The organism is Bogoriella caseilytica, assembly GCF_003752405.1.
Classification (GTDB): domain Bacteria; phylum Actinomycetota; class Actinomycetes; order Actinomycetales; family Actinomycetaceae; genus Allobogoriella; species Allobogoriella caseilytica.
Map to the genome: position 1 here is coordinate 365,630 of NZ_RKHK01000001.1, position 25,989 is coordinate 391,618.

Genomic DNA, 25,989 nt, shown 5'->3' on the forward strand with positions numbered 1-25,989 from the left:
GGCGGGCACCAGGTCCCGTGGTGCGCGCCGATGCCACGACCCGCGGGCCTAGCGCGGCTCGACCCCGTGGTGAAGCAAGCCCCAGGTGATCGCGTCAGCGATCGCTTCCCAGCTGGCCTCGATGACGTTGGTGCCCACACCCACCGTGGACCAGGTGTTCGCGCCGTCGGTGGTGGTCACCAGCGCCCGCACGGTCGCGTCCGTGCCCTGCTGAGTGTCGAGGATGCGCACCTTGTAGTCGGTCAGCGCGAAATCCTCGATCTCGGGGTAGGTACCCACCAGGGCGATGCGGAGCGCCTGGTCGAGTGCGTTGACCGGACCGTTCCCCTCACCGGTGGTGACCACGCGGCCCTGCCCGGTGCGCAGCTTCACGGTGGCCTCGGCGTCGTCCATGGCCCGCTCGCCGTTCGACGGTGACGCTGCTCGATGCTCGACGAAGGCACGCCAGCTCTCCACCTCGAAGTACCGCGGCGCGTCCGGCCCTCCCGTGGCGGCGATCTCCTCGCGCAGCAGCAGTTCGAAGGAGGCATCCGCGGCGTCATAGGTGTAGCCGGCGGCCTCGGCATCCTTGACGCGTTCGGTCACGGCGGCGAGCAGGTCGGCCTGCCCGGTGAGGTCGAAGCCGAGTTCGCGGCCCTTGAGTTCAATGGAGGCTCGCCCCGCCATCTCCGAGACCAGCATGCGCATGTCATTGCCGACAGCCACCGGATCGATGTGCTGGTACAGGTCCGGGTCCACCCGGATCGCCGAGGCGTGGAGCCCGGCCTTGTGCGCGAAGGCCGACGAGCCCACGTAGGGCTGGCGCGGGTGCGGCGGGATGTTGGTGATGTCGGAGACGGCGTGGGCGATGCGGGTGGTTTCGGCCATGCCCGGCAGCGCCGCGGCGCCGAGCTTGAGTTCCAGGTTCGCCACACAGCTGATCAGATCGGCATTGCCGGTGCGTTCTCCATAGCCGTTGATGGTGCCCTGGATGTGCTCCGCGCCGGCCGCCACCGCCGCCAGGGTGTTCGCCACGGCGCAGCCGGAGTCGTTGTGGGCGTGAATCCCGAGCCGTCCCGCCGTCTCAGCCCGTACCGCCGAGACGATCGCGCTCACCTGTGCGGGCAGCATGCCCCCATTGGTGTCGCAGAGGACCGCGGTGGCGGCGCCGGCCTCAAAGGCCGCCTGCACGCAGCTGAGCGCGTACGCGGGGTCGTAGACGTAGCCATCGAAGAAGTGCTCGGCGTCCACGATCACCTCGCGGCCGCTGCCCACGAGGTGGCGCACGGTATCGCTGATCATGCGCAGGTTCTCTGCCCCGTCGGTGCGCAGGGCGCGCTCGACGTGCCGGATATCGGACTTGGCGACGATCGTGACCACCGAGGCCTCGGAGTCCACCAGCGCCTGCACCTGCGGGTCCGTGGCCGGATCGGCTCCGGCACGGCAGGTGGAACCGAAGGCCGCCAGGCGAGCGTGCTCGAAGGACAGTTCCTTGGCCGCCCGCGCGAAGAACTCGGTGTCCTTCGGCACGGCACCCGGCCAGCCGCCCTCGATGTATCCCACCCCGAGTTCATCGAGCAGCGCCGCGATCGCGAGCTTGTCCGCCACCGAGAGGTTCATGCCCTCCTGCTGGGCGCCGTCACGCAGCGTGGTGTCGTAGATCTGGACGGTCATGCGAGTTGATACATCCAATCGCGGGTATCGGGGCGGCGGCCGTACTGGACGTCGGTGAGCTCCTGGTAGAGGCCCGTGGTCACCGGCCCCGGCTGGCCGTCGCCGACGACGGCGTCCCAGCCCTCACCGGCCAAGCGGCCGATCGGGGTGATCACTGCTGCTGTGCCACAGGCGAACACCTCGGTGACCTGGCCTGAGGCGATCTGCGCGCGCAGATCCTCCAGCAGGATGGTCCCTTCGCTCACGGTCCGGCCGGAGGAGCGCAGTAGATCCAGGATCGCGGACCGCGTTCCCCCCTCGAGGATGGTCCCGGTGATGGCCGGCGTGCGCAGCGATCCGTCGGCGTCGACGACGAAGACGTTCATCCCGCCGAGCTCCTCCAGCGCCGTCGAGGTGGCGGCATCGAGGAAGCAGACCTGGGCGAAGCCCTTCGCAGCGGCCTCCTGCTGCGGTAGCAGGGACGCGGCGTAGTTCCCGCCGGTCTTGGCAGCACCCAGCCCACCCAGGGCCGCGCGGCTGTACCGGTCGGTCACCCAGATGGAGACCGGCTGGAATCCATCCGGGAAGTACGGGCCGACCGGTGAGGCAATCAGCAGGTACTCGACCTCCTTGGCCGGGCGAACCCCGAGAAACGACTCCGAGGCATACATGAACGGCCGGAGGTACAGGCTGGAACCCGCGTCGCTGGGCACCCACCGCTCGTCGGCCGCAACCAACGAGGCCAGGGAGGCCACGAAGTCCTCATCCGGCAGCTCCGGAAGGGCCAAGCGCCGCGCTGAGGCCCGCAGACGCGAAGCGTTGAAGCCCGGCCGGAAGGTCCACACCGATCCGTCAGCGTGGCGGTAGGCCTTCAGCCCTTCGAAGACCTCCTGGCCGTAGTGCAGCACAGCGGCAGCCGGGTCGAGCGTGAGCGGACCGTAGGCCTCCGTGCGGTGGCCGTGCCAGCCGCGTTCCTCACTCCAGGTGGCGCGCGCCATGTGATCGGTGAAGTCCACCCCGAAGGCGAGCTTGGCCATCACCTCACGGTGGCGAGACTCGCTCGCCGGCTCCGGGTTCGGAGTCAGCGGGAAGCGGCCGGCCAGCCCGGCGGCCGGGCCGAGCTCGGCCGCCGATGGGCCGGTGAGAGCAGGTTCAGTCATGCCGGGAGCCTAGGCCATCACCGATCAGGACAGGCGCGCCGCGAGGGCGTCGCCGATCTCCGCGGTCGAACGCGACAGGGCCGCCGCATCCGCCGAACGCTCATCGAGGTCAGCGGCCACGGCTTGCGCGATCCGCTGGGCCGGGTCGTCGAGCCCAAGATGCTCCAGCAACAGCGCCACCGAGAGCACTGCGGCCGTCGGATCGGCCTTGCCCGTGCCGGCGATGTCGGGGGCGGAACCGTGGACCGGCTCGAACATCGAGGGCGCAGTGCGGTCGGGGTTGATGTTGCCCGAGGCGGCCAGACCGATGCCACCGGTGATCGCTGCGGCCAGGTCGGTGACGATGTCGCCGAACAGGTTGTCCGTGACGAGCACGTCGAACCGGGCGGGATCGTTGACCAGGTAGATCATCACGGCGTCCACATGGGCGTAATCGACCGAGACCTCGGGGAAGTCCTGGGCGACCTTGTCCACCGTGCGGCGCCAGAGATGGCCGGCATGGACCAGCACGTTGTGCTTGTGCACCAGGGTCAGCTTCTTGCGCGGCCGCGCCTGAGCCCGGGCGAAGGCATCGCGCACCACGCGCTCGACACCGAAGGCAGTGTTCACGGAGACCTCGTTGGCGACCTCCGCCGGCGTGCCGACGCGGATCGCGCCGCCGTTGCCCACGTACGGGCCCTCGGTCCCCTCGCGCACCACCACGAAGTCGACCTCATCGCTGATCTGCGCGCGATCCAGCGGCGTGGCCACGCCCGGGTAGAGGTGCGAGGGACGGAGGTTCACGTAGTGGTCGAGGGCGAAGCGCAGCCTCAGCAGGAGTCCGCGTTCCAGCACCCCGGAGGGCACGGAGGGATCGCCCACGGCACCGAGCAGGATGGCATCGTGACTGCGGATTGCCTCGAGGTCGGCGTCGGTGAGCACCTCACCGGTCGCGTGCCAGCGCGCGGCCCCCAACTGGTACTCGGTGGTGCGCACGGCGATGTCATCGCCCAGGACGGCGTCGAGGACCTTCAGGCCCTCGGCCGTGACCTCCGGGCCGATGCCGTCCCCGCCGATGACGGCGAGGTCGATGGTGCTAGGAGTGTCAGCTGCGGTCACCGGGCGACGCTTCCCTCGGTGTAGCCGTCATCGCCGGTGTTCTGCCAGGCGAAGAGCTTGCGGAGCTCGCGGCCCACGGGCTCGATCGGGTGCTGCTCACCAGCAGCACGCAGGTTCTTGAACTCCGCGCCGCCGCCGTCCTGGTCGGCGATGAAGCGCTCGGCAAAGGCCCCGGACTGGATGTCGCTGAGCACGGCCTTCATGTTCGCCTTGACGTCGTCGTTGATCACGCGCGGGCCGGACGCGTAGTCACCGTACTCAGCGGTGTCGGAGATGGACCAGCGCATCTTGGAGATACCGCCCTCCCACATGAGGTCCACGATCAGCTTGAGTTCGTGGAGCACCTCGAAGTAGGCGACCTCGGGCTGGTAGCCGGCTTCGGTCAGGGTCTCGAATCCGGCCTGGACCAGGTGCGAGAGGCCACCGCAGAGCACGGCCTGCTCACCGAAGAGATCGGACTCGGTCTCCTCGGTGAAGGTGGTCTTGATGACGCCGGCGCGGGTGCCGCCAATGCCCTTGGCGTAGGACAGTGCGAGGTCCCAGGCCTGGCCGGTGGCGTCCTGCTCGACGGCGATGATGTCGGGGATGCCGCGCCCGGCCTCGAACTCGCGGCGCACGGTGTGGCCGGGAGCCTTCGGAGCGATCAACAGCACGTCCACACCCTCGGGCGGGGTGATGTAGCCGAAGCGGATGGAGAAGCCGTGTGCGAAGGCCAGGGCCTTGCCGGGGGCGAGGTTGGGCTCGATGTGCTCGGCGTAGATGGAGCGCTGGTGCTGGTCGGGAGCGAGGATCATGACCAGGTCGGCGGCCTGCACGGCCTCGGGAACGGTCGCGACCTCGAGCCCTTGCTCAGCGGCCTTGCCCCAGGACGACGAGCCCTCACGCAGACCGACGACTACGGGGACACCGGAGTCGCGCAGGTTCAGGGCGTGGGCGTGCCCCTGGCTGCCGTAACCGATGATCGCGACCTTCTTGGACTGGATCAGGGCGAGGTCGGCGTCGTCGTCATAGAACATCTCAGCCACGGTGGCTCTCCTTCGATGGTGGGTGGGGGAATGCTGGGGTGCTTCCGGCTGCAGGATCAGGCCGGTCGCAGGGCGCGGTCGCCCTTGTCGGCGACGGCGCGTTCACTCATGGACTTCGAGCCGCGCGCCACGGCGACCACGCCGGACTGCACGATCTCCCGCAGACCGTAGGGCTCCAGGGCAGTCAGCAGGGCGCGAACCTTGCCCTCGGAGCCAGTGGCCTCGATGGTGACCGAGTCCGGTGCCACATCGACCACGTGCGCGCGGAAGAGCTCGACCACCTGCAGCACCGCGGTGCGTGAGGCGTCGTCAGCGCGGACCTTGACGAGCAGCAGCTCGCGTTGCACAGCAGTGTCGTTGTCCAGTTCGGAAATCTTGAGCACGTTGACCAGCTTGTGCAGCTGCTTGGTCACCTGCTCCAGTGGCGCGTCGGCGGCATCGACGACCACCGTGATGCGCGAGAGATCCGTGCGCTCGGTGGGACCGACGGCCAGAGAATGAATGTTGAAGGCTCGGCGGGCGAAGAGCGCCGCGACGCGGGTGAGCACGCCGGGCTTGTTCTCCACCAGCACGGACAGGGTGTGTCGGGTGTCGCTCATCTCGATCCTCACTCGTCCCGTTCCCAGTCGGGGGTGATGCCATGGGCGTACTGGATGTCGTCGTTACTGACGCCGGCGGCCACCATCGGCCACACCATGGCGTCACGCGAGACCACGAAGTCCACGACCACGGGGCGGTCGTTGATCTCCATGGCCTGCTCGATCGTGGCGTCGACCTCGGCGGTGGATGTGCAGCGCAGGCCGACGCAGCCGTAAGCCTCGGCGAGTTTGACGAAGTCGGGGATCCGCCGCGTCTCGTGGCCGGTGTGCAGATCGGTGTGGGAGTAGCGGCCCTCGTAGAACAGGGTCTGCCACTGCCGGACCATGCCCAGTGAGGAATTGTTGATCAGCGCCACCTTGATCGGGATTCCCTCCAGGGCACAGGTGGCCAACTCCTGATTGGTCATCTGGAAGCATCCGTCGCCGTCGATGGCCCACACGGTGGTGTCAGGACGGCCCACCTTGACGCCCATGGCTGCGGGGACGGAGAAGCCCATGGTGCCCAGGCCACCGGAGTTGATCCAGCTGCGCGGCTTCTCGTAACGGATGAACTGCGCCGCCCACATCTGGTGCTGGCCCACCCCGCCAACATAGACCGCGTCGGGTCCGGCGATCTCTCCGAGCCGGGAGATGACGTGCTGGGGGGCCATGAGGCCGTCCTCGGTGGGGCTCCAGCCGAGGGGGTAGGTCTCGCGCAGGTCCTCGAGACGCTGCCACCACTCCTCAACGTCGGGCCGTCCGTGCTGCGCCTGTGCCTCGGCCAGAGCGGAAACCAGCCCGCTGACGGTCAGACGCAGATCGCCCACGATCGGCACGTCCACGGCCCGGTTCTTCCCGATCTCAGCCGGGTCGATGTCGGCATGGATGATCGCCGCCTTGGGGGCGAAGCTGTCGAGGTTTCCGGTGACGCGGTCGTCGAATCGCGCGCCCAGGGCCACCACCAGGTCGGCCATCTGCAGCGAGGCGACGGCGGGCACCGAGCCGTGCATCCCGGGCATGCCCAGGTGCTGGGGGTGGGAGTCGGGCACCACGCCGCGCGCAGTCAACGTGGTGACCGCGGCCGCACCGGAGAGGTTCAGCAGCTCGATCAGCTCGGCCGAGGCGCCGGATCGGATGGCGCCGCCACCGATGTACAGCACCGGACGGCGCGCAGTCGCCAGCAGGCGCGCGGCTTCGCGGATCTGTCGGGCATGCGGTTTGGTGGTGGGCTTGTAGCCGGGCAGATCGAGCCGCGGCGGCCAGCTGAAGGTGGAGGAGGCCTGCTGAGCGGACTTCGCGATGTCGACCAGCACCGGACCGGGACGGCCGGTGGAGGCGATGTGGAAGGCCTCGGCGATGCGCGCAGGAATCTCGTCCGGGTCGGTGACCAGGAAGGAATGCTTGGTGACCGGCATGGTCACGCCGACGATGTCGGCCTCCTGGAAGGCGTCGGTGCCGATCGCCGCAGCGGCGACCTGGCCGGTGATGGCAACCATGGGCACGGAGTCCATGTGCGCATCAGCCAGCGCGGTCACGAGGTTCGTGGCTCCCGGGCCGGACGTCGCGATGCAGACCCCCACCTTGCCCGTGGCCGCGGCGTATCCCGCCGCGGCGTGACCGGCTCCCTGCTCATGCCGCACCAGGATGTGCCGCAGCCGTGAGGAGTGGAACAACGGATCGTAGGTGGGCAGGATCGCCCCGCCCGGCATCCCGAAGATGGTGTCGACGCCCTGCTCCTCAAGTGCGCGGACGATGTTCCGCGCGCCGGTGGAGGGCTCCACTGCCGCGAGGGACTCTACCGCCTGCACAGGGGGGTGAGCCGCCGGGGCGGCTGGTCGCGACTGCGCGTCGCGGGCCGGGTTCGGGACCTTGGCCATCTGCTTCTCCAGGTGCGGTGTGGGTGGATCGGAGCGGTGTGGTGATCGGGACGTGCACTGGCACAAAAAAACCCCTCGTCCAACCGGACTCGGGGTGCGCGCGATCAGCCGGTCTCAGCGAGCTGACGCGCGCGGGGTAAGTACGAGACGGATGATCTGCATGGGTCCACTCTAGACCCATTCGGAGCGCACGTCACGCCGTCCCACATTGTGGATCACAGGTCCACCCGCCGGACAGTACCGCAAGCGCCGCGGCCTGGCGGGCCGTCACGGACCTGGGCCGGAGGGCCCCGGCGGACGACGCTACGCCGACCGCCGGGCTCCGCTCCCTCGGTGTGCTGGCCTACTCGAGGACAGCTCCGCGCGAGGCGGACTGGACGAGCTTGGCGTACTTGGCGAGCACGCCCTTGGTGTAGACCGGGGGCAACGGCTGCCAGCCTTCGAAGCGCCGCGCGATCTCCTCCTCGTCCACGAGGAGGTCCAAGCGCCCGGTGGAGACATCGAGTCTGATCCGGTCACCGTCCTCAACGACTGCAATCGGCCCACCGTCCACCGCCTCGGGGGCGATGTGGCCGACGCACAGCCCGGTGGTGCCTCCCGAGAACCGGCCATCGGTCATGAGCAGTACGTCCTTGCCGAGGCCGGCGCCCTTGATCGCCCCGGTGATCGCGAGCATCTCGCGCATCCCGGGCCCTCCCTTGGGGCCCTCGTAGCGGATGACCACGACGTCCCCATGGTCGATGGTGCCGTCCTCGAGCGCGGCCAGCGCCGCCTTCTCCCGGTCGAAGACGCGCGCGGTGCCTTCGAAGGTGCTGGACTCGAAACCAGCGGACTTCACGACGGCGCCCTCGGGTGCCAGCGAGCCGCCGAGGATGGTGATCCCACCCGTGCGTGCGATGGCGCGGGTGGAGCTGCGCAGAACCTCTCCGTCCGGGTCCGCCGGGCGCAGGACCTCGAGGTTCTCTGCCACGGTCTTCCCGGTCACGGTGAGACAGTCGCCGTGCAGCAGGCCGGCTTCCAAGAGCTCCTTCATCACCACCTGGATGCCCCCGACCCGGTCGACGTCCGCCATGACGTACTTGCCGTAGGGCTTGAGGTTGGCAATGTGCGGGACCTGGGCACCGATACGCGCGAAGTCATCCAGGCTGAGATCCACCTCGGCCTCATGCGCGATCGCCAGGAGGTGCAGGACGGCGTTGGTGGAACCACCGAAGGCTTGCACCACCGTGATGGCGTTCTCGAAGGCCTTCTTGGTCATGATGTCGCGCGCCGTGATGCCCTGGCGCAACAGCCCCACCACCGCCTCGCCCGCACGCCGGGCCCCCTCGTCGCGACGCCGGTCCGCTGAGGGTGGCGAGGCTGAGCCGGGAATCGACATACCCATGGCCTCGGCCACCGTTGCCATGGTGTTGGCGGTGTACATACCGCCGCAGGCACCCTCACCGGGGCAGATGGCGCGCTCGATACGGTCGACATCCTCACGGCTCATCAGGCCGCGCGCACACGCGCCGACCGCTTCGAAGCCGTCGATGATGGTGACATCCTTCTCTGTACCATCGCTGAGCTTGACCCATCCCGGCGCGATGGATCCGGCATAGACGAAGACCGACGCCAGGTCGAGACGCGCTGCAGCCATGAGCATGCCGGGCAGAGACTTGTCGCAGCCGGCCAGGAGCACCGAGCCGTCGAGGCGTTCGGCCATCATCACGGTCTCGACCGAGTCCGCGATGATGTCACGCGATACCAGGGAGAAGTGCATGCCTTCGTGGCCCATGGAGATTCCGTCAGAAACCGAGATAGTGCCGAATTGCATCGGGAATCCACCGCCGGCGTGCACCCCATCCTTGGAGGCCTGGGCCAGCCGGTCGAGGGACAGGTTGCACGGGGTGATCTCGTTCCACGAACTGGCAATGCCGATCTGTGGCTTGGAGAAATCGTCATCTCCCATGCCCACAGCTCGCAGCATGCCTCGCGAGGCGGTGGCCTGGAGGCCTTCAGTGACTATGCGGCTACGCGGACGCGCGTCCACGCCTGCCTTGATCTCGGTACTCATGCCCCCGAGTCTAGGACCCGATGTGACCCGCCGTGGGTGAGGGTCGCCTGGCGGACGCCGGCCGCAGGTTGGACCGCGAATCGACGCAACGGCAGCGGTCCAGTGCCGTGAGTATGCGGGGAGGCGGTTTCCCGGCGCGGGTTGCCTGGTACGGGGGGTGGCTCGTACAGGTCTGGGAATGGCGAGAGCCCCGACCGTGGGGTCGGGGCTCTCGCTGTAAGTGAAGTTCGGCGGCGTCCTGCTCTCCCACACCGTCTCCAGTGCAGTACCATCGGCGCTGAGGGGCTTAACTACCAGGTTCGGAATGGATACTGGGTGTTTCCCGCCTCGCTATGACCACCGAAACAGATTTCGGGCTTTCTTGGCCGCTACGGCTGTCAACTCCGTGTCAACACCTCACCTGGGCGTCCGGGCCACGTGGTGTGTGTGGTCTGGATGCTTGGTGTGTGTTGTCGGTGTTGTGCCGGGGTGTGTTGCCCGGGAACCGTACAGTGGACGCGTGCGTTTTTCGCAGATTCGTTCTCGTTAGTGTTGCCTCACCACAATGGGTGTTGGTGGTAAGTCTTCGGCCAATTAGTACCGGTCAGCTCCACACCTTGCGGTGCTTCCACATCCGGCCTATCAACCCAGTGGTCTGCTGGGGGCCTCTCCCCACAATGTGGGATGGAAACCTCATCTTGAAGCAGGCTTCCCGCTTAGATGCTTTCAGCGGTTATCCCTTCCGAACGTAGCCAACCAGCCACGCACCTGGCGGTACGACTGGCACACCAGAGGTTCGTCCGTCCCGGTCCTCTCGTACTAGGGACAGCCCTTCTCAAGTTTCCTGCGCGCGCAGCGGATAGGGACCGAACTGTCTCACGACGTTCTAAACCCAGCTCGCGTGCCGCTTTAATGGGCGAACAGCCCAACCCTTGGGACCAACTCCAGCCCCAGGATGCGACGAGCCGACATCGAGGTGCCAAACCATCCCGTCGATATGGACTCTTGGGGAAGATCAGCCTGTTATCCCCGGGGTACCTTTTATCCGTTGAGCGACCACGCTTCCACAAGCCATGGCCGGATCACTAGTTCCGACTTTCGTCCCTGCTCGACCCGTCAGTCTCGCAGTCAAGCTCCCTTGTGCACTTGCACTCGACACCTGATTGCCAACCAGGCTGAGGGAACCTTTGAGCGCCTCCGTTACTCTTTGGGAGGCAACCGCCCCAGTTAAACTACCCACCAGGCACTGTCCCTGAACCAGATCATGGTCCGAGGTTAGATGCGCAATACGACCAGAGTGGTATTTCAACGATGACTCCACACCCGCTGGCGCGGATGCTTCACAGTCTCCCACCTATCCTACACAAGCCGCATCGAGCACCAATACCAAGCTATAGTAAAGGTCCCGGGGTCTTTCCGTCCTGCTGCGCGAAACGAGCATCTTTACTCGTAGTGCAATTTCGCCGAGTTCGTGGTGGAGACAGCGGAGAAGTCGTTACGCCATTCGTGCAGGTCGGAACTTACCCGACAAGGAATTTCGCTACCTTAGGATGGTTATAGTTACCACCGCCGTTTACTGGGGCTTAAATTCACCGCTTCGCCAACCAAAGGCTGGCTAACAGGTCCTCTTAACCTTCCAGCACCGGGCAGGCGTCAGTCCGTATACATCGTCTTGCGACTTCGCACGGACCTGTGTTTTTAGTAAACAGTCGCTTCTCCCTGGTCTCTGCGGCCTACACACCCTAGCCCGTATAGGGCTTCAAGTGGTAGGCCCCCCTTCTCCCGAAGTTACGGGGGCATTTTGCCGAGTTCCTTCACCACGATTCTCTCGATCGCCTTGGCATACTCTGCCTGACCACCTGTGTCGGTTTGGGGTACGGGCGGCTAGGACCTCGCGTCGAGGCTTTTCTCGGCAGCATAGGATCACCCTGCTTCCACCATCAAGTGGTGTCACCATCGGGTCTGACCCTCGTGATCCGCGGATTTGCCTACGGATCGGGCTGCTCCCTTGGACGTACCAAGCCACTAGGTACGCGGTGGCTACCTGTCTGCGTCACCCCTCACGCTTACCTACTACCGGTTCGGGTCCCACGCTCACCAACCACCAATCTCCCGAAGGAGACAACGGCGGCTGGATCGGGTGGTTAGCATCACCGGGCTCGGTATGGGCGGTCCTTCGCCGGTACGGGAATATCAACCCGTTGTCCATCGACTACGCCTGTCGGCCTCGCCTTAGGTCCCGACTTACCCAGGGCGGATGAGCCTGGCCCTGGAACCCTTGGTCAATCGGCGGACGGGATTCTCACCCGTCATTCGCTACTCATGCCTGCATTCTCACTCGTGCCGTCTCCACCACTAGCTCACGCTGCGGCTTCTTCGTCGGCACGACGCTCCCCTACCCAACCACACCCCTGCACACAACCCCTCAAGGAGGTCGCACGAGGGTATCGCATGGTTGCCACGGCTTCGGCGGTGTGCTTGAGCCCCGCTAAATTGTCGGCGCGGAATCACTTGACCAGTGAGCTATTACGCACTCTTTCAAGGGTGGCTGCTTCTAAGCCAACCTCCTGGTTGTCTTCGCAACTCCACATCCTTTCCCACTTAGCACACGCTTAGGGGCCTTAGCCGGTGATCTGGGCTGTTTCCCTCTCGACTACGAACCTTATCGCCCGCAGTCTCACTGCCACGCTCTACCCTGCTGGCATTCGGAGTTTGGTTGACGTCAGTAACCGGGTTGGGCCCATCGGCCATCCAGTAGCTCTACCTCCAGCAGGAAACACGCGACGCTGCACCTAAATGCATTTCGGGGAGAACCAGCTATCACGGAGTTTGATTGGCCTTTCACCCCTACCCACAGTTCATCCCCTCAGTTTTCAACCTAAGTGGGTTCGGTCCTCCACACGCTCTTACACGTGCTTCAACCTGACCATGGGTAGATCACTCCGCTTCGGGTCTAGAACGCGCGACTCAATCGCCCTCTTCGGACTCGCTTTCGCTACGGCTTCCCCACACGGGTTAACCTCGCCACGCGCCACTAACTCGCAGGCTCATTCTTCAAAAGGCACGCCATCACCCCAACTAGGAAGGCTCTGACGGATTGTAAGCGCACGGTTTCAGGTACTATTTCACTCCCCTCCCGGGGTACTTTTCACCTTTCCCTCACGGTACTTGTCCGCTATCGGTCACCAGGTAGTATTTAGGCTTACACAGTGGTCTGTGCAGATTCACACCGGATTTCACGGGCCCGGTGCTACTCGGGTGCCCCACCAAAGGCGCGCGCGATGTTTCGTCTACGGGACTATCACCCACTACGGTCCAGCTTCCCAGCCAGTTCGACTACACCACGACACATCACCTCACCGATCTCGGCAGAGATCAGTCGATAAGGTCCCACAACCCCGCACACGCAACGCCTGCCGGCTTGTCCACGCATACGGTTTAGCCTGATCCGCTTTCGCTCGCCACTACTCACGGAATATCTCTTCCTGCGGGTACTGAGATGTTTCACTTCCCCGCGTTCCCTCTACACACCCTATACATTCAGATGCGAGTGACCCCACATGACTGAGGCCGGGTTCCCCCATTCGGACACCCTCGGATCACAGCTCGTTTGCCAGCTCCCCGAGGCTTATCGCAGGCTACAACGTCCTTCTTCGGCTCCTGGTGCCAAGGCATCCACCGAACGCTCTTAATAACTTACAACCAAGACAAAAAAATCGAAAAGAATCAGCTAAAACTCGAAACAAAACACACAAACCAAAGGCTCATGTCAATTTTTGTTTCAGATGCTCGCGTCCACTGTACAGTTCTCAAACAACACACCAACACCGTCCCCCACCACCACAACGGCAGCAAGGACCCGGGCGGCCTCACGAAGAAACCCCCAACACCCCACCAGCCCCCCCATCAGAGAGACCGTCGAAGCGCCAGGCCTGTTCCCTCAGGACCCAACAGCATGCCATCCCACCACCCACCAGTCATACAAACCGGCAGACAACAGGAACGCTTCTTTGATGTTCCACCCATGAGCACCACCACAACTCACAACCCGCATCATGCAGGCCGCTACCACGTGGTGTATCAAATGCTCCTTAGAAAGGAGGTGATCCAGCCGCACCTTCCGGTACGGCTACCTTGTTACGACTTCGTCCCAATCGCCAGTCCCACCTTCGACCACTCCCCCCGGAAGAACCGGTTGGGCCATGAGCTTCGGGTGTTACCGACTTTCGTGACGTGACGGGCGGTGTGTACAAGGCCCGAGAACGTATTCACCGCAGCGTTGCTGATCTGCGATTACTAGCGACTCCGACTTCACAGGGTCGAGTTGCAGACCCTGATCCGAACTGAGACCGGCTTTTTGGGATTCGCTCCACCTCGCGGTATCGCAGCCCTTTGTACCGGCCATTGTAGCATGCGTGAAGCCCAAGACATAAGGGGCATGATGATTTGACGTCATCCCCACCTTCCTCCGAGTTGACCCCGGCAGTCTCCCATGAGTCCCCACCACTACGTGCTGGCAACACAGGACAAGGGTTGCGCTCGTTGCGGGACTTAACCCAACATCTCACGACACGAGCTGACGACAACCATGCACCACCTGTAACCCGGCCCGTAAAGGCACACCCATCTCTGAATGCTTCCAGGTTATGTCAAGCCTTGGTAAGGTTCTTCGCGTTGCATCGAATTAATCCGCATGCTCCGCCGCTTGTGCGGGCCCCCGTCAATTCCTTTGAGTTTTAGCCTTGCGGCCGTACTCCCCAGGCGGGGCACTTAATGCGTTAGCTACGGCGCGGACTCCGTGGAAACAGACCCCACACCTAGTGCCCAACGTTTACGGCATGGACTACCAGGGTATCTAATCCTGTTCGCTCCCCATGCTTTCGCTCCTCAGCGTCAGTAACGGCCCAGAGACCTGCCTTCGCCATCGGTGTTCCTCCTGATATCTGCGCATTCCACCGCTACACCAGGAATTCCAGTCTCCCCTACCGCACTCTAGCCTGCCCGTACCCACTGCAGGCCCGGGGTTGAGCCCCGGGTTTTCACAGCAGACGCGACAAGCCGCCTACGAGCTCTTTACGCCCAATAATTCCGGACAACGCTTGCGCCCTACGTATTACCGCGGCTGCTGGCACGTAGTTAGCCGGCGCTTCTTCTGCAGGTACCCTCACCCGAAGGCTTGTTCCCTACTGAAAGAGGTTTACAACCCGAAGGCCGTCATCCCTCACGCGGCGTCGCTGCATCAGGCTTGCGCCCATTGTGCAATATTCCCCACTGCTGCCTCCCGTAGGAGTCTGGGCCGTGTCTCAGTCCCAGTGTGGCCGGACACCCTCTCAGGCCGGCTACCCGTCGTCGCCTTGGTAGGCCTTCACCCCACCAACAAGCTGATAGGCCGCGAGCCCATCCCCAACCGCATCAAGCTTTCCACCCACACACCATGCGGAGGTAGGTCGTATCCGGTATTAGACGCCGTTTCCAGCGCTTATCCCGAAGTCAGGGGCAGGTTACTCACGTGTTACTCACCCGTTCGCCACTAATCCACCCAGCAAGCTGGGCATCATCGTTCGACTTGCATGTGTTAAGCACGCCGCCAGCGTTCGTCCTGAGCCAGGATCAAACTCTCCGAATAATAAAACACCACAAACCCCCAAAAGAGAGCCTGCGCATCTTCAATACGAAGAACAAACCCAGCTCAACACACCACACCCGAAACGAGGCCGGGCACGGCGCATCAAACCAAAAAACACGAACACCCACCAAAGCAGATGAACGCGCACAAAAAATTGGCATCAAAAAAACTTGGCACACTGTTGAGTTCTCAAGAAACAGACACACACCGCGCTGATCAGGCTGACTTGCCTGACTCGCTCCGGGGCAACTTCGCTAATCTATACCAGCTCTTCATTCGCTGTCAACCCGGCTGTGGTCTGCGTTTCGCACGTCAGACTGGCGTCGAGTCGTAGCTATGAAGGTCGGTTCCCGACCGCCGTGCTCGCGAGTGCGATTCTGGCTGATGTCGGATCCGCCCGGGACCGGCCACCTGAGCTTGTGCTCTGTGTCCGTGCCTCCCTGAAGCGGCGAGTTATGACTCTAGGAGACCCCATCGCCATTGAGCAAGCCGCGGCGTCATGGCCTGCGTCACACGCCGTTGCCATGGGTAAAACCGCAGGTCAGCTGGCCACTGCACCCTCGGCGAGGGTTTCCAGCAGCGGGCCCGCCTGAGCCATGCAGATTGCCGGGTCAGGTTCAAGCTCCACGAGTGTGTGGACGCTCTCGATACCGGCGGATACCGCCTCGGCGGCACTGATCAACGAACGTCCTGCGAGTGCGATGGTGGGCACCCCGTGTTGTGCTGCGGCCTGGGCGACCCCGACCGGCACCTTCCCGTGCAGGGACTGCGCATCCAGGCTTCCCTCACCGGTGATGACCAGGTCGACGTCGCGGACGTGTTCGTCGAAGCCGGCGAGTTCGAGCATCAGCGCGACTCCGGCCTGAAACCGGGCACCGAGCACCAAGCAGGCGTACCCCACTCCCCCGGCCGCACCTGCGCCCGCGAGCTCGTCCCGGCCCTGCGCCTGTTCCGGTAGCGCCCGGCCCAGGACTGCGGCCCACTGGGCCAGTCCGGCCTCGAGCCTCTCGACACTCTGCGGGTCCGCACCCTTCTGGGGGCCGTACACCTGCGCCGCCCCTGACGGTCCCAGCAACGGGTTGTCGACATCTGCGGCAAGGATCAACTCGGCGTCGGACAGCCCTGCGTGCAGATCCGAGGCGTCCACCTCAACAAGGTCGCCCAGCGCGGCCCCACCGTCGGGGAGTGCGCCGCTCGGGCCCAGCAGACGCAACCCCAGCGCGGCGAGCATCCCCGCGCCACCGTCGGTGCTGGCGGAGCCGCCCACACCGATGATGATCCGGCGGCGTCCGGTGTCGAGCGCGTGGGCGATCGCGTCGCCCACGCCTCGGGAGGTCGCAGAGAGCGAGGTCTGGGCGGTGGGCTCGAGCATCTGCAGGCCCGAGATCTCAGCCATCTCGATGACCGCCGTCTCGGCGTCCGCCGCATAGCGGGTCTCGCGCCGCTCACCCAGAGGTCCGGTCGCCATCAGCCGCACCTCACCGAGCCCAGCTCGCAGTGCGGCCTCGACGGTCCCTTCACCCCCATCGGCGACCGGCACGCTCGCGATGGTGACTCCGGGCAGGACGCGTCGCAGACCGATGGCGACGTGATCAGCAGCCTCAGCGGCGGTAAGGGAACCCTTGAACTTGTCCAGCGCAAGCAGGATCTTCTTGGGGCTGGCCTCGTTGCCGGTCTGCATAGTCACTGCGGTTCTCCTCGTGGTCAGTTCTCGGTATCAAGCACCGAGACTGCGGCCACATCGGCGGCGGCCAAACCGGCGATGCGAGCCTCCTCCTGATCCATCAGGGCCGAACAAGGTCTCGATCAGGCTGCGGGCCTCAATCCATGGCCTCGTAGGCCGGAAGAGTCAGAAAGTCAGCGTACTCATCGGCCACAGCGACCTGGAGGAAGGTCTCGCGTGCCTCAGCATACTCAGAAGCCTCGCCGGGGAGCTTGGCAATCTCCTCGGCCACGATCCGGTCGATGAGTTCTCGCGTCACCGTATCTCCGCTGTCAGCGAGCACTACCGAGTTGTGAAGCCACTGCCAGACCTGGGATCGAGAGATCTCAGCCGTAGCGGCGTCCTCCATGAGGTTAAAGATTGCCACCGCCCCAAGGCCGCTAAGCCAGGCTTTGAGATACTGGATCCCGACGGAGATGTTGTTCCGCAGACCCTGTTCGGTCACCTCACCCGGCGTCGCTGCCACATCGAGGAGGTCGGCCGCGGTGACCGAGACATCCTCCCGGGCACGGTGGATCTGATGGGGCCGATCGCCCAGTTGCTCTGTGAAGACCTCACGGCACAGCTGAACCATGCCCGGATGGGCCACCCAGGAGCCGTCGAAGCCGTCGGCCGCCTCCCGGGTCTTGTCGTCGCGGACCTTGGCAAAGGCTGCCTGATTCACGCTCTCCTCCTTGCTCGGAATGAACGCGGCCATGCCTCCGATGGCATGCGCGCCGCGCTTGTGGCAGGTCCGCACGAGCAGCTCGGTGTAGGCACGCATGAAGGGAACGGTCATCGTCACCGCATTGCGATCCGGGAGCAAGAACTCGGTTCCCCGAGTCCGGAAAGACTTGATCACCGAGAACATGTAGTCCCATCGGCCCGCATTGAGTCCCGCAGAGTGCTCCCGGAGCTCATACAGGATCTCCTCCATCTGGAACGCTGCCGGATACGTTTCGACGAGCACAGTCGCTCGGATCGTTCCTCGCTCCACTCCCAGGGAGTCCTGGGCGAGGATGAAGGCGTCGTTCCACAGCCGAGCCTCCAGGTGCGATTCGAGCTTCGGGAGGTAGAAGTACGGTCCGGATCCCTTCTCGATCTGCCGTAGTCCAGCCGTTGCCAGATAGAGCGCGAAGTCGACGAAGGCTCCCGACACGGGCCGCCCGTCCACGAGGATGTGCTTCTCCGGCAGGTGGAGTCCGCGCGGCCGCACCACGATCGTCGCAAGGTCTTCGTCCGGTTTGAGGGCATAGCTCTTGCCCGTCGTGGCAGTGAAGTTGATCGAGCGGTTGATGGCGTCGAGGAGGTTGAGCTGTCCCTCGACCACCGCGTTCCACCGTGGGGTATTGGCATCCTCGTGGTCGGCGAGCCAGACCTTCGCTCCGGAGTTGAGGGCGTTGATGGTCATCTTCCGGTCCGTGGGGCCGGTGATCTCCACGCGCCGATCCTCCAGCCCAGGCGCCGGGGCCGCCACCCGCCAGGTGTCATCGTCCCGGATGTGTCGAGTCTGCGGGAGAAATCCGAGGCTGCCGCCGGCCGCGAGCTCCTCGACCTGCCGGCGTCGCGCCTCAAGGAGTTCGAGGCGGCGACTGCCCAGCTCGCGTTCGAGGGCCAAGACGAGCTCAAGCGCGCTCGGCGTGAGCACCTCTTCATATCTCTCGCCAAGGGGACCGGTCAGCGTCAGTCCTTCAGGGGTCGTCACAGTGGGCTCCGTTCGTTCGTCGTTCGACGTGGGATGGCGTGAAGAGTCACTGCGGTTCGACAGTGACGACTTCGTGATCAACAAGGCGGGGTAGTTCCAGCTCGATGCCTGCCCTCGTGGATGACTTGGCAAGTTCCAGACCCGAGACGAGGGCACGAGCTTGGAGAGGCTGGTCCGACCAATCGACGCCGGCTGTCTCTGCGTCGATGAGCACACGAAGCGGTCCGATGGGGATGTCCTCGTGCATCGGCATGCGCCACGCACCCGCGGCAGAGAGATTCACGAGATGGAGAACGAGCCGGTCGCCCTGGCGGTACAGGTGAAGGTCCACCGTGCCGGCGCCCTCATAGGTCACCGGGATCCGTTGGCGGGCGGCCCATCGCACGGCGTTGCCCAGCACGCGTGCGTGGTCGGGCTGCAATCCACGGCCGAAGCAGCGGTCGAGATCAGCAGGGAGGGACACCACTCTTCCGCTCCCCGGCTCGTTCACGATCGCCGCGGGCAGCGCCGTCGCGGGCTCTCGCTGCCACGCCGTTTCGGGAGGATAGGCGGGATAGGGAGTGACCAAGGTGGCCACCGCGCGACCGGTCGTGACCTTCACGCACTCAAGACGACCACCGAAGGGGATCTGGTCAGTGCTCTCGAAGCCATCGAGGAGCGGATGGCTCTGACTCTCTGATCGCCCTGGACGCAGGAGCTCCAGGTAGGTGTGCGCGGGCGAAACCTCCCAGGACGTCTCGGGCAGCCGCCGGTCCCCGTGATGCCGATGAAGAGCGGTCGCTCCCATCAGTTCGGCGAAGACGAAGTCCTCCCGCCGAGTTCCTTCCTCGTCGTACAGACCGGATTCGCCAGTCAGGACGAGCCCACCGCCACGGCGCACGAACTCGCTGATGAGATCAGCATCGTGGGCGCTGACGCTGCCGACATTCGCCAGGATCAACACATCCAGTTCACCGAGGACGTCGGCAAGTCGCGAGGTATGCACGGGACGGTAGGTCAGACGTTCGCGCAGCAGCGCCTGCACCATTCCCTCGTAGGGCGACTCGGCGACCATTCTGGCGTCGTCCCGGCCATATACGTCGAAACTGTGCTGGGACCACAAGACCCCCACATTGGCCACCGGCTGGCGATCAACCAGGTATCTCTGCGCACCCTGATGCCAGGACCACAGCGGCGGGGCGATCTCGTACTGCCGCCGGTCCCGGTGTGCGGACCCGATGTGGTGCCACCATGGGAGAATCCCCCCGGCCATACCGGAGACGGCCCACATCCGCGCTTCTGGTTCGGGCGCGGACGCCGTCCGGAACGACGGCATGTAATGGTTGTACATCGCCATGCTCTCGGCGGCCTGGCCTCGCCAGCCCATCAGGTCGTGGACGAGCTTCCCGGTATGAGAGTTGGCTTGGAACCCCGTCTCTGGCATGCGTCGCTGGTGGTCGATGAACACCAGCGGTGTCCGCTGGACGATGCGGCCGAGATCCCGGAAGTTTGCTGACTGGCTCTCCATCTGTGCGCTATTCATGCCGATCCACAAACAGTGGGTGCCCCCATGCCTTCTCGTCACCTCGTTGAAGCGGTCCCAGATCTCGATCCTGCGGTCGTAGTTCCAGGCGATCCATTCCCGATAGACCGGACTCGACCAGTCGTGTGCGTGAGGAAGAGGAGCGCCAGCTCGCTGGGTGAAACTCGCAGAGCAGTAGCGGCAGTAGCAGATTCGATCCCGGCTGAGTCCACTCCAACTGTTGTCCGCGAACCCGTCGGGTCTATACCTGTCAATCACCTCGGCAAGGATCTCGGGGATGTACTCGTCGTAGTAGGGCGAGTGAATGCACGAGATGTAACGGCCCGCAGCTCGATACGGCACGCCAGCGGCATCCACGCAGAACCAGTGCGGCTTCTCCGCGAAGAACCGTTCTCCCGCACGGTTGCAGTCCATGCGCGCCACCACGGTGAGATCGAGACCACGAGCGCGATCAACGATCTCTCCGAAGAGATCACGATCTCCTAGGTACGGGGAACGATGATGCAGGGGATGCTCGCTCGGGTAGTAGGCGACGATCCCACCCGCGTTGACGATGATCCCGTCCACCGAAGTCCGAGTCCACTGTCGCTCCCAGTGTTCATGGTCGTAGCGTTCCGGATCGATCTCGGTGAGGTTCGTCTGCCCCCAGCGCATCGTGGTCTCATACCAGGGCCTCTGCACCTCGTTCATTCCGCCACCTCTAGGACGATGGCCCGGAAAGCCTCGATCTCATCGATCGCGACATGGAGCTCGCTGCCCGTGTGATCAACGCGGAGCTCGGCTCCTGTCAGTGCGTCGACCGCCTTCCAAGAGCTGGTCAGCTCTGCACCCGCAGGGAAGGCCGACGGGCGAACGATCACAGAAACGTCGCGCACGGTGATGTGCTCACTGATCGGCCGCTCGGGGGCCGAGCTGTAGTTGGTCAGTGAGATCACCAGTCGTCGACCGTCTGATGAGCGCAGCGGCGAGATGTGCACCGATTTCGGCGCCCTGGCCGTGACGGGGGCCTCACGACCCGAAGCCCACCTCACCGCGTTCACCAGCAGCAAGGCGTGGTCGGGATGCCCCTGGCTGGCCACATGTCGATCGATGCCACCTGGGAAGTAGACCGTTCGGCCGCTACCAAGCGCGGTGGTCACTGCAAACGGCAATCGATCGGTCGCCTCCAGGTCGATCCATCCGAACTCGGGCGGCTGAGGCGGGACACTCTCGATCAGAGAAATCGGCACCTCTGATCCCGGCTTGGGTCTGACCACCCGGAACGCCCCCTCGGTGGTCACCATATTCGTGCCTTCCAGCCCCTCGGTCAGCGGCCCGCGCTCCTCGATGTAGCCGTACGCATGGGCCAATCCCTCGGTGTCGCGGCCCGCGTCCGTCACTCCGAGCAAGTCCGCCAAGGCGAATGTCTCGCGCGGCCCGTCCTCATCCCACGCTCCTGGCACACCAGTCGCCACGACCGCACCGCCTTGGGCAACGAACCGCTCAAGAATCGCCGTCTGGGCCGATGACAGCACACGGAGATTGGGGAGAACCACGACGCGATATCGTCCCGTAGCCGCAGCAAGGTCGGAATCAGACACAATGTCGAAGGGGACGTGCGCACCGAGCAGCGCCGAAACGGCGCCCCGCACGTGAGTCACATACCCGTCCCGGCGGGCATCGGATGCAGCAAAGAGCATCTCCGAGCGCGCGCTGTGGATCACCGCGACATCGGCTACCGCAGTGGCATTGTCGATCAACGGCGACAGCGAATCGATGCGGCGGTAGTGGCCGGCCACCACCTCGTCCGCCCTGCGGTCATGGAACTCCTCGTCACTGCGTCCGACGAAGGTGCACTCCCAGTTCCCAGCACCGTGGGCCAGGCCAGTCGCCAGCCAGAGGTCGAGATCAGCCGGAGCCAGGCTGGTATAGCGCGAGAGGTTGTCGAAGCGCCCAAACATGATGGTGGGCGCAGTCCCGCTCTTCGCGGTGCGCAGATGCGCGGCCACTTCTGCCGCACGCCACACCGGAGAGGGCTGCATCGCAGAGTTGAAACCGCCCCGGGTCACGCCGAACGTCGGCAACGCCACGATATCGAACAGCGGCGCCAGACTGCCAATGTCCTGAGCCGTCGCTCTGGACCATCCAGGCTCGAGAATGCCAGGAGTCTCGGCAATGTAAGCCAGGTCGTCGCCGTGGGCTTTGACCACATCACGCGCGGCCGAGGTACGACCGAGAACGGCCTCGTACCGCCAGCGCAGATACGACAGGTACACCTCGGGATCGAAGTCACCGGGCCTGGGCAGGTCAAAGCCGGTCGCCGTACCGAAGTGCTCCGCGGTCGCAGCTGAGTAATCTACAAGAGAGAAATCTGCCGCATCTTCACCTCGCACAAGCACATCCGCCGGCGGGCCAGCGTATCCGGGCCGCTTCCCCGGGGTCACGTGGAAGAAGCCTGCCGCGTTCTCCCAGATCCCGTCGAGGGGGTACTTCGACAGCAGTTCGTTGATGACGGAGAATGCGAACGCCTCCGCACGGTAAGGACTCGAAGCTGCGGCCGTATACATCCCATGTATGGTTCGCGGCTGGTCATCCTCATCGCGCGCGAACCACTCCGGGTGTGCGGCGTGGACCTCAGGACTGGCGGCGCGAAAATCCACACGGGCCAGGACCTTCAAACCGGACGCCGCCGCCCTCTCGCAGACCTCACCGAGGATGTCCGTGGCCATGCCTTCAACCACCCGGTGATCTGCGGTCGTTGTTGGGTAGAACGCTCGCAGTCCGCCGCCGTTGATCACCACCGCATTCGCATGATTTCGCAACGCGAAGTCGACGAACTTTTCAGCGTCATAATCTGGGGCGTCACATGTCCGAAGGATGGTTTGAATCACACGAAGCGGCTCTTGATACCACTGGCGAGTCTTGTCAGTCACAATTCTCCATGCCTTGATTACTTGATGCCCGTGGTGGCGATGCCGCGAATCAGGTACTTCTGCAGGAAGAGGAAGAAGAGCACGATGGGAATCAATGAGAGCATTGACATCGCGAACATCTCCCCCCAGTCGATGGCACCCCCCTGGGAGTCCAACAGTGCGTTCAAGGCCACCGGAGCCGTGTACATCCTCGTCTGAGTGAGATAGATCAGCGGGCCTAGGAAGTCATTCCACGACCAGATGAACGTGAAGATCGCTGTCGTCGCCAGAACCGGCTTCATCAAGGGAAGAATAATGTGCCAGAACGTCCGGAACACGCCAGCACCATCAACCCAGGCGGCCTGGTCCAGCTCAATGGGAAGCGTTCTAATGAACTGGACCATCAGGAAAATAAAGAATGCCTCGGTAGCAAGAAACTTTCCCACGATCAGGGGAGCGAATGTGTTGACCAGGTCCAGGCTCGAGAACATGATGTACTGGGGAATAATGACAGCATGGTATGGCAACATTAAAGTGCCCAGCATGAGAGCGAAGTAGACGCGCCTTCCGCGAAACTTCAGCCGCGCGAAAGCGTAGGCCGCCAGGGCGCAGGACAGCACGTTTCCCACTACTGAAGCCAACGCAACGACAAGCGAATTAGCGAAGAATACAGCAAACGATATACCCAGCGCGTTCCAGCCAGAGACGTAGTTCTCAGTGGTCGGATCCTCCACCAGGAGCCCAAATTCATAGAGAATCTGGGCTGAGGGCCGGAAGGAGCTTGCCAGCATCCAGAGAAGTGGATAGATCATGACGATCCCGAAGGCAATCAGCAAAACGTGCCGCACTAAGCGACGAGCCCGCGAATCCTGACGAAGTGGATCGTATTCCGGAGCCTCGATCGTTCTATTTTTCGTCAGCATAAAACACCCAGTATCGAGAAGCAATGAAGTTGATGGCCGTGAGCACCGCGATGGCGATCAGGAGAACCCAGCCCAGGGCTGCGGCGTACCCCATGTCGAAGTTTCGGAACCCTTGGATGTACAGGTAGAGCGTGTAGAACATCGTCGAGCCATTGGGACCCCCTGTCCCGCCTGATACCACATACGAAGGCGTAAACGCCTGGAAAGCATTGATGAACTGGATGATCAAATTGAAGAAGATCATCGGCGTGAGCATGGGGACCGTGATGCTCCAAAATCGGCGAATCGCCCCTGCACCGTCAAGCAGCGCAGACTCGTATAGGTCGTGCGGAATCTGTCGCAGTCCGGCAAGAAAAATGATCATCGGTGAACCGAAGGTCCACACGTTCAACACGATCAGCGTTCCCAGCGCCGTCGACGTATTCTGGAGCCAACTAGTGGGCTCCACCCCGAAGATATCCAGCACGCCGTTCAGCAGACCATCATAGCCGAATATCCGTCTCCAGAGCACCGCAACGGCAACGCTCGCGCCCAGGAGAGACGGTAGGTAGTAACCCGAGCGATAGATAGCAAGACCGCGGAGACCTTTATCCAGAACCACCGCGAGGAAAAGTGCGAGTGCAAGCTGAAGCGGCACCGAGACGAACACGTAAATGATCGTGACCTGCGCCGAGTTCAGAAAATGCGGGTCGGAGAACATCCGGACGAAGTTGTCCAACCCAGCCCACGAGGGCGGCGACAGCAGGTTGTACCTGGTGAAGGCGAGGTAGAGCGAAGCCAGGACCGGACCGGCGGTCAATGCTACGAATCCCAGGATCCACGGTGAGAGGAAGAGGTGGCCGGAGAGTGTATGCCTGTTCTTGTCCCGCCGCGGAGGCGGAGGCGCGTCGGGTGCCTCCACTCCGTCCGAGCGCGTCAGCACGGGCTTAGCTGGCACGTTCGACCGCTTCCGTCAGTTCATCGACGAAGGTCTGCGATGCCTGGGAGATGGACGCGCCGTCGAGGGCGACCGACTCAATGGCCTGAGCCATCATGCCGCGCCAGTTGCCGGCACCGGGCGGGACCTCAGCTCGCGGCCGCATCTCATGGGCCGCCTCGCGCTCGATGACCTCGATGACCTTCTGGCCGGTCTCGTCTGCCGTGTCCCGCGCGACGTCCTGAAGCCTCTGCGAAGTGGGGATGCCCTGGTTCTGCCCGACCAACGGCGGAACCTCTTCGGAGTTGAGCAGGAAATTCATCAGCTGCGCGGATGCTTCGGGATCCGAGCTCTGCTCGTAAACACCGAACCGCACCACATGGAGGTACCGGTGTCCCGGAGAAGGGTCGTCGACCGTGGGAACCATGTGCACATCGAGCTCCCACTCGACTCCGGGCTGGTCATTCGCGAGGTGGTTCGCATTCCCGGGGAAGAACAGCGCGCGAGGTTGGACCGTGTCCGGGCCAGGGTTGACACCCTCTTGCTCCTGAACCGACATCGAGGCACCGGATGCCTCGAGGCGCTCCCAGAAGTCCAACCACTCCCCGACCCCATCGGCATCAAAGCCCACCTCGCCGTCAACGGTGAACAGTTCCTGACCGATCTGGCGGAGGAACGCATTGAAGGGCAAGTCGGCGTAAGCGCCATAGTTGGTTCCGTAGCGCCCGTCCTCGGTCGCATCGGAGAACTCCTGGCAAATCTCCGCGAAGTCGTCCCACGTCCAGCTCTCGTCATCAGGAATCTCGATGCCGACCTCGTCGGCAAAGTCCCTGTTCGACCGGATAACAGCGTTCCAGTACGCATAGGGCATGGCCGTTAGCCGTCCGTCAATGCGCCAATCGTCGACAAGTTGCGGATCCAGGTCCGACAGGTCAAGGACACCGGAGTCGACAAACTCGTCAACCCCGTGAAGCTGACCGTTCGTGTGCCATTCGAGCACATTGAACCCCGCCATGAAGAACAGGTCGGGCCCGTCACCAGCGGCAAACTGGGTGACCATACGGTCCTGGTACGGTTCGTAGTCCGCGTACTCAGGATCGACGGCAATGCCTGTCTCTTCCTCGAAGGACTGCAACAGTTGCATATACGCCTGCTGGCGCTCTGAACCGCCATACCAGGCGAACCTGATGTTGCTGCCGCCCGCACCACAGGCGGTGAGGCCGAAAGCGCCAAGTCCGACAGCTGCTGCTCCGCCGAACAGCATTGAACGGCGACTGATCTCAAAGGACATTTTTCCTCCTG

The 25,989-nt window shown here is 63.9% G+C and carries 14 protein-coding genes and 3 rRNA genes; all 17 read right to left on the reverse strand.

What is annotated here, in order from left to right; translation table 11 throughout:
• Positions 1 to 48: 48 nt before the first annotated feature.
• Positions 49 to 1,653 carry a citramalate synthase gene (cimA, locus tag EDD31_RS01675; RefSeq protein WP_123302632.1) on the reverse strand — a complete coding sequence of 535 codons (1,605 nt, stop codon included), beginning with the start codon at positions 1,651 to 1,653 and terminating at the stop codon, positions 49 to 51.
• Complete coding sequence (locus tag EDD31_RS01680) at positions 1,650 to 2,792, reverse strand: branched-chain amino acid aminotransferase (protein ID WP_123302633.1); 1,143 nt, start codon at positions 2,790 to 2,792, stop codon at positions 1,650 to 1,652. The genes cimA and EDD31_RS01680 overlap by 4 nt, the downstream gene beginning before the upstream one ends.
• Positions 2,793 to 2,816: 24 nt before the next feature.
• Entirely contained in the window at positions 2,817 to 3,890 is a 1,074-nt protein-coding gene (locus tag EDD31_RS01685; RefSeq protein ID WP_123302634.1) for a 3-isopropylmalate dehydrogenase, read from the reverse strand.
• Positions 3,887 to 4,915: a ketol-acid reductoisomerase gene (gene ilvC / locus EDD31_RS01690; RefSeq protein WP_123302635.1), complete on the reverse strand. Its 1,029-nt coding sequence runs from the start codon at positions 4,913 to 4,915 to the stop codon at positions 3,887 to 3,889. The genes EDD31_RS01685 and ilvC overlap by 4 nt, the downstream gene beginning before the upstream one ends.
• Before the next feature lie 56 nt (positions 4,916 to 4,971).
• On the reverse strand, positions 4,972 to 5,514 hold the full coding sequence (gene ilvN / locus EDD31_RS01695) for an acetolactate synthase small subunit (protein ID WP_123302636.1): 543 nt from the start codon (positions 5,512 to 5,514) through the stop codon (positions 4,972 to 4,974).
• A gap of 8 nt (positions 5,515 to 5,522) precedes the next feature.
• Positions 5,523 to 7,370, reverse strand: coding sequence for an acetolactate synthase large subunit (locus EDD31_RS01700; RefSeq protein ID WP_123302637.1), 1,848 nt, complete (start codon positions 7,368 to 7,370; stop codon positions 5,523 to 5,525).
• Positions 7,371 to 7,713: 343 nt separating this feature from the next.
• The gene (ilvD, locus tag EDD31_RS01705; RefSeq protein WP_123302638.1) at positions 7,714 to 9,423 is read right to left on the reverse strand and encodes a dihydroxy-acid dehydratase; all 1,710 of its coding nucleotides are present in this window, start codon (positions 9,421 to 9,423) and stop codon (positions 7,714 to 7,716) included.
• A 225-nt stretch (positions 9,424 to 9,648) separates the two neighbouring features.
• A 5S ribosomal RNA gene (gene rrf / locus EDD31_RS01710) occupies positions 9,649 to 9,767 on the reverse strand.
• 209 nt (positions 9,768 to 9,976) lie between these two features.
• Positions 9,977 to 13,104: ribosomal RNA gene (locus EDD31_RS01715) — 23S ribosomal RNA — on the reverse strand.
• A 393-nt stretch (positions 13,105 to 13,497) separates the two neighbouring features.
• Positions 13,498 to 15,028 (reverse strand): 16S ribosomal RNA (locus EDD31_RS01720).
• Together the 16S, 23S and 5S rRNA genes form the textbook arrangement of a ribosomal RNA operon.
• A gap of 541 nt (positions 15,029 to 15,569) precedes the next feature.
• The gene (locus tag EDD31_RS01725; RefSeq protein WP_211336147.1) at positions 15,570 to 16,709 is read right to left on the reverse strand and encodes a glycerate kinase; all 1,140 of its coding nucleotides are present in this window, start codon (positions 16,707 to 16,709) and stop codon (positions 15,570 to 15,572) included.
• A gap of 139 nt (positions 16,710 to 16,848) precedes the next feature.
• On the reverse strand, positions 16,849 to 18,435 hold the full coding sequence (aceB, locus tag EDD31_RS01730; protein ID WP_123302639.1) for a malate synthase A: 1,587 nt from the start codon (positions 18,433 to 18,435) through the stop codon (positions 16,849 to 16,851).
• A gap of 46 nt (positions 18,436 to 18,481) precedes the next feature.
• Positions 18,482 to 20,647, reverse strand: a complete 2,166-nt coding sequence (locus EDD31_RS01735; RefSeq protein ID WP_123302640.1) for an alpha-amylase family protein — start codon at positions 20,645 to 20,647, stop codon at positions 18,482 to 18,484.
• Positions 20,644 to 22,869 carry a beta-galactosidase trimerization domain-containing protein gene (locus tag EDD31_RS01740; protein WP_123302641.1) on the reverse strand — a complete coding sequence of 742 codons (2,226 nt, stop codon included), beginning with the start codon at positions 22,867 to 22,869 and terminating at the stop codon, positions 20,644 to 20,646. Before EDD31_RS01740 ends, EDD31_RS01735 begins: the two co-directional genes overlap by 4 nt.
• 17 nt (positions 22,870 to 22,886) lie before the next feature.
• Complete coding sequence (locus EDD31_RS01745; RefSeq protein WP_123302642.1) at positions 22,887 to 23,771, reverse strand: carbohydrate ABC transporter permease; 885 nt, start codon at positions 23,769 to 23,771, stop codon at positions 22,887 to 22,889.
• Positions 23,755 to 24,708: a carbohydrate ABC transporter permease gene (locus EDD31_RS01750; RefSeq protein ID WP_123302643.1), complete on the reverse strand. Its 954-nt coding sequence runs from the start codon at positions 24,706 to 24,708 to the stop codon at positions 23,755 to 23,757. Before EDD31_RS01750 ends, EDD31_RS01745 begins: the two co-directional genes overlap by 17 nt.
• Positions 24,698 to 25,978 carry an ABC transporter substrate-binding protein gene (locus EDD31_RS01755; protein WP_123302644.1) on the reverse strand — a complete coding sequence of 427 codons (1,281 nt, stop codon included), beginning with the start codon at positions 25,976 to 25,978 and terminating at the stop codon, positions 24,698 to 24,700. Before EDD31_RS01755 ends, EDD31_RS01750 begins: the two co-directional genes overlap by 11 nt.
• Between the last annotated feature and the right edge of the window lie 11 nt (positions 25,979 to 25,989).

What these genes read in the sequence shown, in the direction of transcription:
- EDD31_RS01745 (WP_123302642.1), bottom strand. Translation starts at nt 23,771, where the DNA reads ATGCTGACGAAAAATAGAACGATCGAGGCTCCGGAATACGATCCACTT.
- EDD31_RS01700 (WP_123302637.1), bottom strand. Translation starts at nt 7,370, where the DNA reads ATGGCCAAGGTCCCGAACCCGGCCCGCGACGCGCAGTCGCGACCAGCC.
- EDD31_RS01735 (WP_123302640.1), bottom strand. Translation starts at nt 20,647, where the DNA reads ATGAACGAGGTGCAGAGGCCCTGGTATGAGACCACGATGCGCTGGGGG.
- cimA (WP_123302632.1), bottom strand. Translation starts at nt 1,653, where the DNA reads ATGACCGTCCAGATCTACGACACCACGCTGCGTGACGGCGCCCAGCAG.
- ilvN (WP_123302636.1), bottom strand. Translation starts at nt 5,514, where the DNA reads ATGAGCGACACCCGACACACCCTGTCCGTGCTGGTGGAGAACAAGCCC.
- EDD31_RS01725 (WP_211336147.1), bottom strand. Translation starts at nt 16,709, where the DNA reads ATGCAGACCGGCAACGAGGCCAGCCCCAAGAAGATCCTGCTTGCGCTG.
- ilvD (WP_123302638.1), bottom strand. Translation starts at nt 9,423, where the DNA reads ATGAGTACCGAGATCAAGGCAGGCGTGGACGCGCGTCCGCGTAGCCGC.
- EDD31_RS01755 (WP_123302644.1), bottom strand. Translation starts at nt 25,978, where the DNA reads ATGTCCTTTGAGATCAGTCGCCGTTCAATGCTGTTCGGCGGAGCAGCA.
- EDD31_RS01680 (WP_123302633.1), bottom strand. Translation starts at nt 2,792, where the DNA reads ATGACTGAACCTGCTCTCACCGGCCCATCGGCGGCCGAGCTCGGCCCG.